The 8,865-nt window shown below is 76.1% G+C and carries 9 protein-coding genes; 4 read left to right on the top strand and 5 right to left on the bottom strand.

Features of this window, described 5'->3' with window-relative positions:
• Positions 1–29: 29 nt before the first annotated feature.
• From ACFUMH_RS01870 to ACFUMH_RS01850, 5 genes are all read right to left on the bottom strand, one after another.
• Positions 30–182, bottom strand: a complete 153-nt coding sequence (locus tag ACFUMH_RS01870; RefSeq protein ID WP_378199491.1) for a hypothetical protein — start codon at positions 180–182, stop codon at positions 30–32.
• 95 nt (positions 183–277) lie between these two features.
• Positions 278–1,366 (bottom strand): NAD(P)/FAD-dependent oxidoreductase, encoded by a 1,089-nt coding sequence (locus ACFUMH_RS01865; RefSeq protein WP_378199488.1) that lies wholly within the window; start codon positions 1,364–1,366, stop codon positions 278–280.
• Positions 1,367–1,405: 39 nt separating this feature from the next.
• Positions 1,406–3,586, bottom strand: coding sequence for a DEAD/DEAH box helicase (locus ACFUMH_RS01860; RefSeq protein WP_378199485.1), 2,181 nt, complete (start codon positions 3,584–3,586; stop codon positions 1,406–1,408).
• 398 nt (positions 3,587–3,984) lie between these two features.
• Positions 3,985–4,830: an alpha/beta fold hydrolase gene (locus ACFUMH_RS01855; RefSeq protein ID WP_378199482.1), complete on the bottom strand. Its 846-nt coding sequence runs from the start codon at positions 4,828–4,830 to the stop codon at positions 3,985–3,987.
• Positions 4,831–4,834: 4 nt separating this feature from the next.
• Positions 4,835–5,233 carry a nuclear transport factor 2 family protein gene (locus tag ACFUMH_RS01850; RefSeq protein WP_378199479.1) on the bottom strand — a complete coding sequence of 133 codons (399 nt, stop codon included), beginning with the start codon at positions 5,231–5,233 and terminating at the stop codon, positions 4,835–4,837.
• 342 nt (positions 5,234–5,575) lie between these two features.
• Between ACFUMH_RS01850 and ACFUMH_RS01845 the strand changes: the two genes are divergently transcribed.
• The 4 genes from ACFUMH_RS01845 to ACFUMH_RS01830 all read left to right on the top strand — a co-directional run bounded on the left by ACFUMH_RS01845 (position 5,576) and on the right by ACFUMH_RS01830 (position 8,845).
• On the top strand, positions 5,576–6,184 hold the full coding sequence (locus tag ACFUMH_RS01845; RefSeq protein ID WP_378199476.1) for a hypothetical protein: 609 nt from the start codon (positions 5,576–5,578) through the stop codon (positions 6,182–6,184).
• A gap of 183 nt (positions 6,185–6,367) precedes the next feature.
• Positions 6,368–7,417: a LacI family DNA-binding transcriptional regulator gene (locus ACFUMH_RS01840; protein ID WP_378199473.1), complete on the top strand. Its 1,050-nt coding sequence runs from the start codon at positions 6,368–6,370 to the stop codon at positions 7,415–7,417.
• A complete protein-coding gene (locus tag ACFUMH_RS01835; protein ID WP_378199470.1) occupies positions 7,410–8,282 on the top strand; it encodes an arylamine N-acetyltransferase in 873 nt (290 codons plus the stop codon). The genes ACFUMH_RS01840 and ACFUMH_RS01835 overlap by 8 nt, the downstream gene beginning before the upstream one ends.
• A complete protein-coding gene (locus ACFUMH_RS01830) occupies positions 8,279–8,845 on the top strand; it encodes an NADPH-dependent FMN reductase (RefSeq protein WP_378199467.1) in 567 nt (188 codons plus the stop codon). Before ACFUMH_RS01835 ends, ACFUMH_RS01830 begins: the two co-directional genes overlap by 4 nt.
• The last annotated feature ends 20 nt before the right edge of the window (positions 8,846–8,865 follow it).

Below are 8,865 nucleotides of genomic sequence, written 5' to 3'. Positions count from 1 at the left end.
GGACGCGCGGACGGGCGACGCGACGGACGTCAGGCGCGTCCGGTGGACCCGCCGCGGCGGGTGACCCGGCCCAGCAGCTCCTTGGCCTTGCGCTGGTTCTCCGGCTTCGCCATCTCGCGGCGGGCGATGTTCGCCGCCTTGACCGCGATGCCGCTCTTGATCGCCTTGCCCAGGAATCCCATGTCTTCCTCCTCGTCTCGGCGTTGCGACGACGGTAGGGCCGGACGGCCGTCCGCGCGCGGCGACGGGGCGCACGGACCCCGCCGGCGACCGCCGGTCACGCCTCCCGGCCCAGCTCCGCCTCGGGCCGCCAGTCCCCCGGCACCTCCCCGGTGAGCGCCGTCGTCGCGAGCGCCTCCCCCAGCACCGGCGCCTGCTTGAACAGGTTGTGCCCGGCGACGGCCGTGACGCCGTCGCGGTGCCAGATGCCGACGCCGTCCTCGCCCCACGGCAGCGCCGTCACCCAGCAGTGGACGTGCTCGACCGGCTCGGGCCGCAGCCCCGGCAGCGCGCGGCCGACGTAGGCCGGGGTGCGCTCGGCGAGGTCCGCGAGTGCGGCCGGCCGCTCCACCGCGCCGTCGGGACGCGCGGGCGTGTGCCCGCTCAGACCGACCGCATACCGCTCCGACTCCGGGTACGGCGACGCGTAGACGCCGGTCTCGCCGAACTCCCCGCTGCCGTCCTGGAACGTCGGCAGCGGCCCGCCGGCCCCGTCCGACCGCTCGAACGTGAGCCGCACGTGCGCGCCGAGCTCCACGGGCAGGTCGATCCCGAGCGCCCCCGCGAGCCCGGCGGTACCCCGCCCCGCGCACAGGACGACGTGGTCGACGACGTGCGCGCCCGTGCCGGTGCGGACCTCCACGCCGCCGTCGCGGCGCCGCACCGCGAGCACGTGGTCGGTGACGAGGTCGCCGGCGAGCCGGTCGCTCAGCGCGGTGATCGCGGCACGCGTGCGGATCGCCCCGCCGTGGACGTCGAGCATGGCCGGCCCGTCGTACCTGGCCAGCAGCGGCAGCCGCCCGCGCAGCTCGTCCGCGGTCAGCTCGCGCGCCGGGGCGTCGGGGAACTGCGCCAGCGTCTCGAGCTTCGCCGGCACACCGTCGCCGATCGCGACGGCACCGTCCGGCGCCACCAGCTCGACGCCGAGCGCGTCCTCCCACTCGCGCCACAGCGCGCGGCTGCGCACCACCTGCGCGACGAGCCGCGGGTCGTCGTGGGCGTGCCGGAAGATCCGCCCCTGCCCCGCCGACTGCCCGCCGCCGGGTGCGCCGGACTCCACGACGAGCACGTCGACGCCGCGCCGCCGCAGCGCGAACGCCGTGGACAGCCCGATGATCCCGGCACCGACGACCGCGACACGCACCATCGCGTCAGCCCATCACGGCCGGCGGCGCACCGCACGGCCTCAGACCACGCCCTCCCCCGCCAGCGCGTCGGTGAGCAGCCCGACCAGCGCGTCGAGCTGCACGTCCGTCGACGACGACACGTCGTCCTCGGCCGCGCCGTCCAGCGCCCGCGCCGCCAGCCCCGACTTGCTGTCGATGAGCTCGGCGATGCGCGAGTCGATGGTCTGCGCCGCGATCACGCGCCACGCGGTGACCGGCTCGGACTGCCCGATGCGGTGGATGCGGTCGATGGCCTGCGTCTGCTCGGCGTACGTCCACGACAGCTCGGCGAGCACGAGGTTCGACGCGACCTGCAGGTTGATGCCGACGCCCGCGGCGGTCAGCGAGCAGACGACGACCTGCACCTCGGGGTCCTCGACGAACGCGGTCACGTTCCGCTCGCGGACCTTCGGCGTCTGGTCGCCGCGGATCGACGCGTACCGGATGCCGCGGTCCGCGAACGTCTGCTCGGCCTGGTCCATGACGTCGACGTGCTTGGCGAAGAACACGACCTTGCCGACGTTGCGCGCCAGCTGGGCCGCGTAGTCCGCGGCGAGCCCGGCCTTCGCCTGGCCGATGCGGCGGACCATCGTGAAGACGTTCTCGCCGCCGGCCTTGTCGCTGGAGTCCTTGAGCTCCGCGGCCGCGACCCGGCGCGCCAGCTCGAGGTCGATCCCGTCGTCCACGCCCGCCCCGGCGCGCGCCTCCACGGCGGCGCGGTAGCGGCCGACGAGCCGCCGCGCGAGCGTCTCCTCGGCGGCGCGGATCGAGCGCCCGACGGCCCCGTCGAGCTCGACCGGCAGGTCGGCGACGCGGCGCGCGGGGATGTCGGCGACCACGTCGGCCTTGCGCCGGCGGACGATCCCCATGTCGATCACGGCCTGGCGCGCGGCCGCGGCGAACTCGCGGTCCGCCGGCGTCAGCCCGGTCTCCTCGAGCGCCATCAGCAGCGCGCCGAGCGGCTTCTCGTCGTCGATCCAGCCGAGGTACTGCCAGATCGCGCGGAAGTCCTCGATGTCGTTGATGAGCGGCGTGCCCGTCAGGGCCATCAGCAAGGGCCGCGCCATGCGGGCGCGGATGCGGTCGGCGATCGCGAGCACGTGCTGCGAGCGCTGCGACGTCTTGTTCTTGATGAAGTGCGCCTCGTCGACGACCATCCCGCGGAACCCGTGGTCGCCGAGCCAGCCGGCGTGCCGGTCGAGGATGTCGTAGTTGACGATGACGACGTCGGCGAACGCGTCGACCTGGTCGCCGTCGCCGTGCACGACCGTGGCGCGCCGGAACGGCGTCCACAGCCCGACCTCGTGCGCCCAGTTCGTCTTGACGACGTTCGGCGCGACGACGAGCAGCGGGTAGGCGTCGGCGGCCTGCGCGGCCAGCAGCGCCTGCGCGGTCTTGCCGAGCCCGGGCTCGTCGGCGAGCAGGAACGTGCGGTGCCCGCGCGCGGCGGCCGCGACGACCTGCGCCTGGTGCCGCATGAGCTCCCGGCCCGCCGGCACGGGGACCGTGCGCGGGTCGGGCAGCGGCATGCAGGCGGGCGCACCGGCGCCCGCGACCTCGAACGACCGGAACAGCGGCTCGAGCAGCTCCCACCCGGCGAGCCGGCGGGGGCGCGCGACGCGCTGCGCGGCGGCCTCGAAGTCCGGCGCGAGGAACGGGTTCGCCATCCGGTGCGAGATGACCGACCGGGGCACGACCTGCTTCTCGACGCCCGGTGCGGGCTCGGCCGGCGGGGGCGGCGGCTCCTCCTCGACGGGCTCGAGCCCGCCGGCGCGCATCACCGTGGCCTTGTAGGCGCGGGCGGCGTCGGAGACGCGGGCGTCCTCGGCGAGCAGCGCCAGCAGCGACGTGTCGCGCGCGGCGATCCGCGCGAGCTGCGTCGCGACGCCGTCGAGCTCCTTGAGCTGCTTGGTCCGCGCGGCGGAGCTCAGGGTCGTGTCCGCCATGACGCGGGCCCGCTCCTCCCGCACGAGCAGCGCGACGACCTGGAACTTCGTGCGCAGCGCCGGGCGCGTCGGGGGACGCCGCACGATGCCGTCGACCTCGCGCGCGATGCCGGCGAGGACCGGGACGAGCCCCTCCTCGACGGGCCGCTTCGCGCGGCTGCGCTGCGCACCGGAGCCGGTGCGTGCGCCGGAGCCGCTCCGCGCGGGCGAGTCGCTCCGCGCGCGGCCGGGCCGGCGTTGGCCGGGACGTGCCACATCTCCTCCTTCGTGCCACCGCCGCCGACGACGCAGACGTGCGTCGGCCGGGAGCGGGCGGTCGTGCCGCACGACCTGCCGCGAGCGACCCCCGGGAACCGGGTGCTGCGGCCGGACGGCCGGCGGCCGGGGAACTCGCCGGCGCGCACCGGCCGCGGGGCCGTGCGCAGGCCCGGCAGGACGCGCCGGGCAGCCGGTGGGGACCACAGGAGCGGGTCACGCCGAGCGCCGTCCTGGCGCTCGCGGTCGCCGCAGCACCCCCGAGCGTACCGACCGGATGGCGAGATGGCGGCACGGCGGCCGCGACGCGCGGGTACGGAGCCGTCGGCCTCACCGTGCGCGGCAGCGGGCCGGGTGGCCGAGCCCGACGCGGCACGACCGGCGGATGCGCGTCCCGGCTACGCCGTCAGCGCCGCCATGGCCTGCGCGACCTCGTCGGCCGCGGCGTCCGGGAGCGCCGTCGCGACGCCCGGGAGCACGAGCAGCCGCGCGCCGGGGACCGCCGCCGCGATGGCCTCGCCGTTGCCGACGGGGAAGAAGGGGTTCTCGCGGCCGTGGACGACGAGCGTGGGGACGGTGATCTCCGGCAGGCGCTCGCGCCAGCGCGGCCGGCAGTCGAGCCGGGCGAACACCATGCCGAGCTGGTTCGCGACGTGGACCGCGGGGTCCGTGCCGGGCGTGCGGTCCCAGACGCGCGCGGCGATCGCGCGTGCGGCGTCGGGGTCGTCGCCCAGGACGCGGGCCTGGTCCGCCGCGGCGTCGGCCACGGCGTCGCGGTCGGCCCAGTCGGGCGTCGGGAGCGCGAAGAGCCGCCGCATCGTCGCGGCGTCGTGGTCGGGGAGGTCGGCGTCGGGCGGGCCGGGCGCCACCGGGCGGGTGCCGACGAGGGTGAGCGCCGCGAACGCGTCCGGGTGCTCGAGGGCCGCGACCTGGGCGACCATCCCGCTCACCCCGATGCCGGCCAGGTGCGCCGGGCCGCCGCCCAGGGCGTCGACGAGGGCCGCCGCGTCGGCCGCGAGGTCGCGCAGCGTGTACGCCGGCGCCTCGGGGGCCGCGGTGGTCGACGCACCGCTGTCGCGCAGGTCGTAGCGGACGACGCGGCGGCCGCGCGCGGCGAGGCGCTCGCAGAGCGCGTCCGGCCACGACAGCATCGTCGGCGCGCCGGCGAGCAGGACCAGCGGCGCGTCCTCGGCCCCGAACGACTCGACGCCCAGGTCGACGCCGTTCGCGCGGGTCGTCGGCACGGGGTCAGCCCTCCAGCGCGGCCACGACCGGCACCGTCTTGGAGTAGCCGGCGGCCTCGACGATCCGGCCGTCGACGACGCGCATGACGTTCACGCCGCGGACGGAGTCCTCCGGCCCGGTCCCCCACACGTAGCGCCAGCGGATGAGCGCCCACTCGTCGCCGGTGTGCACGTCCTCGACCTCGAAGTGGCTGGTCGTGTCGTCGATGAGGGCCTTCCAGGAGCCGAACGCGGCGTCGTAGCCCTCGAACCGCGCGCCGTCGGGCGCCGGTTGGACGCTCTCCATCACGCAGTCGGGCGCGACGATGTCGGTGAGCAGGCTGACGTCCCGCTCCTGGAACGCGCGGTTGAACCGGGCGATGACCTCGTCGGTCGTCCGCCGCGTGCTCGTCGGATCCGTCATGTCGTCCTCCGTCGGTGTCGGCGCCGCCCGCACCTGCGCGGGGTGCACGGGATCGCGGGGCGGTCGGTCGTCACCGGGGTAGACAGGGCGCGCGCGGCGTACTCATCGGCCGTCGCCCGCTCGTGCCTCGGAGCCGACCCCGCGTCCTGCCTGCGCCGCCGCGGCGGGCGACCGCGAGTAGCGGGTCTTGCCGGCGGCGACGGCGTCGTCGAGGAACCGGAGTGCCCGCTCGAACGGGTGAAGTCGCGCTCGACCGGCCGAACGACCCGTGCGCCGAGGCGCCGGTCGCTAGCGTTCTCCCGCTCGCCCGGGACCGTCCCGGGCCCCGCGCCAGGAGCCCCCATGTCCGAGCCCACCGCCGACGCCCTCGCACCCACCCCCGCTGCACCGGTCCGCGAGAACCTCAGCCGCGGCACGCTCGCCGCGCTCATCACCGTCCCGGTCGGCGTCGCCGCCTGGGTCATCCTCTGGGGCCTCGGCTTCATCGCGTCGCTCGTGGGCGCGCTCGTCGCGTTCCTCGCGCTCCGTCTCTACGTCTGGGGAGCCGGACGCATCAGCCGGGCCGGCGCCGTGGTCGTGCTGGCGACGACGGTGGTCACCCTCGGTCTCGCGTTCTTCGCCGGCATCGTCTACGACGCCGTCGTCGCCTTCAGCGACGGCAGCGGCCTCGGCCCGTGGGCGACGCTGACGCACCCCGACTTCTGGCCCGCGTTCTCCGAGGTCCTGCCCGTGGCCCTGCCCGACTACATGCCCGACTTCGCGTGGGCGCTCGGTTTCGGCGCGCTCGGGTCCTTCGCCGTCCTGCGGTCGGCCTTCGCCACCGCAGCCTCGGACGACGCCGCGGCACCGGTCGCCGCAGAGCCGACCGCTGACGAGGTGCCGCCCGTCCCGCAGGCGCCGGCCGCCGGCCAGGCGCCGAGCGCACCGCAGGGCCCGCCCGCGCAGGTCTGAGGTCGGCCGCAGCAGGGGCCGGGGAGATCGATCGGATCTCCCCGGCCCCTGCGTCGTCCCGGCCCGGCGCCACCGGCGCTGCACGCCCCGGGGCTGCACCACCGGGATCGCCGTCGCACCTTGACGAGAGGTGGGAAACCGCTAGGGTCGCGTTAATCAATTAACACGACGGGGGTGGGTGCGATGCCGGACCGGCCCACCCTGAAGACCGTGGCCGCGGCGGCGGGCGTCTCGACGGCGCAGGTGTCGTACGCCTTCAACCGACCCGACCGGCTCTCCGCCGCATCCCGGGCGCACATCCTCGAGGTCGCGCGTCAGCACGACTACGCCGGCCCCGACGCGACGGCTCGCTCGCTGCGCACCGGGCGGGTGGGCGCCGTCGGCGTGATCTTCACCGTCGGGCTCTCGTACGCGTTCTCCGACCCGTACACGCTCGCCATGCTGGCCGGCCTGACCGAGGTCACGGAGCGGTACCGCGCCGGGCTGGTCCTGATCCCGTTCGACGTCGGCGGCACCGGGGACGGCGACGCCGTGCACGGGTCGCTCGACGCCGTCCGGCGCGCCCTGATCGACGGCGCGGTGGCCGACGGCCTCGCTGACGACCACCCGGCCGTGCAGGCGCTGGCACGGCGTCGGCTCCCGCTGGTGATGTCGTCGGCCAGCGCGTCAGCCGGGAGCGTCCTCATCGACGACCAGGAGGCGGGCCGGCAGGTCGGTCGCCACCTCCGGGGCCTCGGCCACCGCGACGTCGCCGCCGTCGTCGCCTCCCGCGGGGAGCCCGGCACGCTGGTGCACGAGGTCGATGAGGCGGAGCTGTTCCCCTACTCGCGACTGCGGCTCACAGGGCTCCGCGACGGCCTCGGCCCCGGCGCCCGGGTCCGCGTGGTGAGCGCCGGCCGCAACAGCGAGGTGTCCGGCCGCGTCGCGGGCGGGTCGGTGCTGGACGCCGCCGACCGACCGACCGCGATCGCCGCCGACAGCGACGTCCTGGCCGCCGCGGTGCTGCGCGAGATGCGGCACCGCGGACTCCGACCGGGCGTGGACGTGTCCGTCACCGGCTTCGACGACGTGCCCGCGGCGGCGGACGCCGGCCTGACGACCGTGCGGCAGCCCATCCGCGAGAAGGGCCGGCTGATGGGCCGGATGCTGCTCGACCCGACCTTCGAGGAGCCACGCGTGATACTGCCTACTGAGCTGGTCGTCCGCTCCAGCACCGGCCCGGCTCATGACTGACGCGCCGGTCGACCACTGGCGCAGCGACCGGCTCGACCTGGCCGCCTACCTGCGCCGCATCCGGTACACGGGGCCGCTCGCGCCCGACCGCGCGACCCTGGCGGCGCTGCACCGCGCCCACGTCGCCGCGATCCCGTTCGAGAACCTCGACGTCGTCCTCGGTCGGGGCGTGTCGGTGGATCTCGTGGACGTCGAGGCCAAGCTCGTGGCCGGCGCGCGCGGGGGGTACTGCTTCGAGCACGGGACGCTCTTCGGCGCCGTGCTGGAGCAGGTGGGCTTCGAGGTCGACCGCGTCCTCGCGCGGACGGGCGACCCGCTCGAGCACCCGCGGCCCCGGTCCCACCTCGTCCTCCTGGTGAGCAGCCCGGCGACGGGTGAGCGGTGGCTCGCCGACGTCGGCTTCGGCTCCGGGCTCCTCGCCCCGCTGGCCCTCGCGGAGGACGGCCCGCATGGGCAGGGTGCCTGGTCGTACGAGCTGGTCCGGGGCCGGACCGCGCGGGACAGCGCCTGGCGCCTGCGGGAGGGGGACGGCTCGGCGTGGTCGACGATCCTCACCTTCACCGAGGAGCCGTACTACCCGGTCGACGTCGAGGTCGCGAACGAGAACACGTCCACGAGCCCGGGGTCGCCGTTCACGCAGAACCCCGTCGTGGTGCTCAAGGACGAGTCGCGCGTGCGTCGGCTGCGCGGTCGCGAGTACACCGTCCAGGCGCCCGGCCACCCGTCGTCGAGCCGCCGGCTCACGGACGGCGAGGTGGCGGCGCTGCTCGGCGAGGTCTTCGGCGGTGCGCTCGCGGAGGAGGACGTCGCCGCCCTCGTCGCGTCACTTCCTCCGGACGACGCCGCGGCGCCGGGGCCGACGTGACGGATCGCTGGCGCCTCGCCGTCGTCGTGGGGAGCGTGCGTCGCGAGCGCATCGGCGACGCCGTCGCACGCTGGTTCGTCGACGTGGTGCACCAGGACGCCCGCCCCGACGTGGACGTCGATGTCATCGACCTCGCGGAGCTCCACCTCCCCGCCGACCTCGGTGGGGGCGGGGACACCGACCTCTTCGCCGAGCGGATCGACCGGGCGGACGCGGTCGTCGTCGTCACGCCGGAGTACAACCGGGGCTACCCCGGCCCGTTGAAGACCGCGATCGACAGCGTGCTCGTCCCCTGGAACGCGAAGCCCATCGGTTTCGTGGCGTACGGCGGGGTCTCCGGCGGGTCGCGCGCCGTGGAGCAGCTGCGCCCGGTCTTCGCGGAGCTGCACGCGGTGACCGTCCAGGCGGTGGTGACGGTGCCCTACGCGTGGGACGCCATCGACGCCGACGGCGTGCTGCGCGCCCCGCGGGCGGCCTCCGCCGCAGCGGCCATGCTCGACCAGCTCACGTGGTGGGCGCGGGCGCTGCGGGACGCGCGGACGGCGGTCCCGTACCGGGCGTGAGGGCTCGCGGGGCGGCGCAG

Origin of the sequence: Cellulomonas sp. NPDC057328 (assembly GCF_042667215.1) — a bacterium.
Taxonomy (GTDB): domain Bacteria; phylum Actinomycetota; class Actinomycetes; order Actinomycetales; family Cellulomonadaceae; genus Cellulomonas.
Note: the sequence above shows the minus strand (reverse complement) of the source record. Positions and strands in the feature narration are given on the sequence as shown.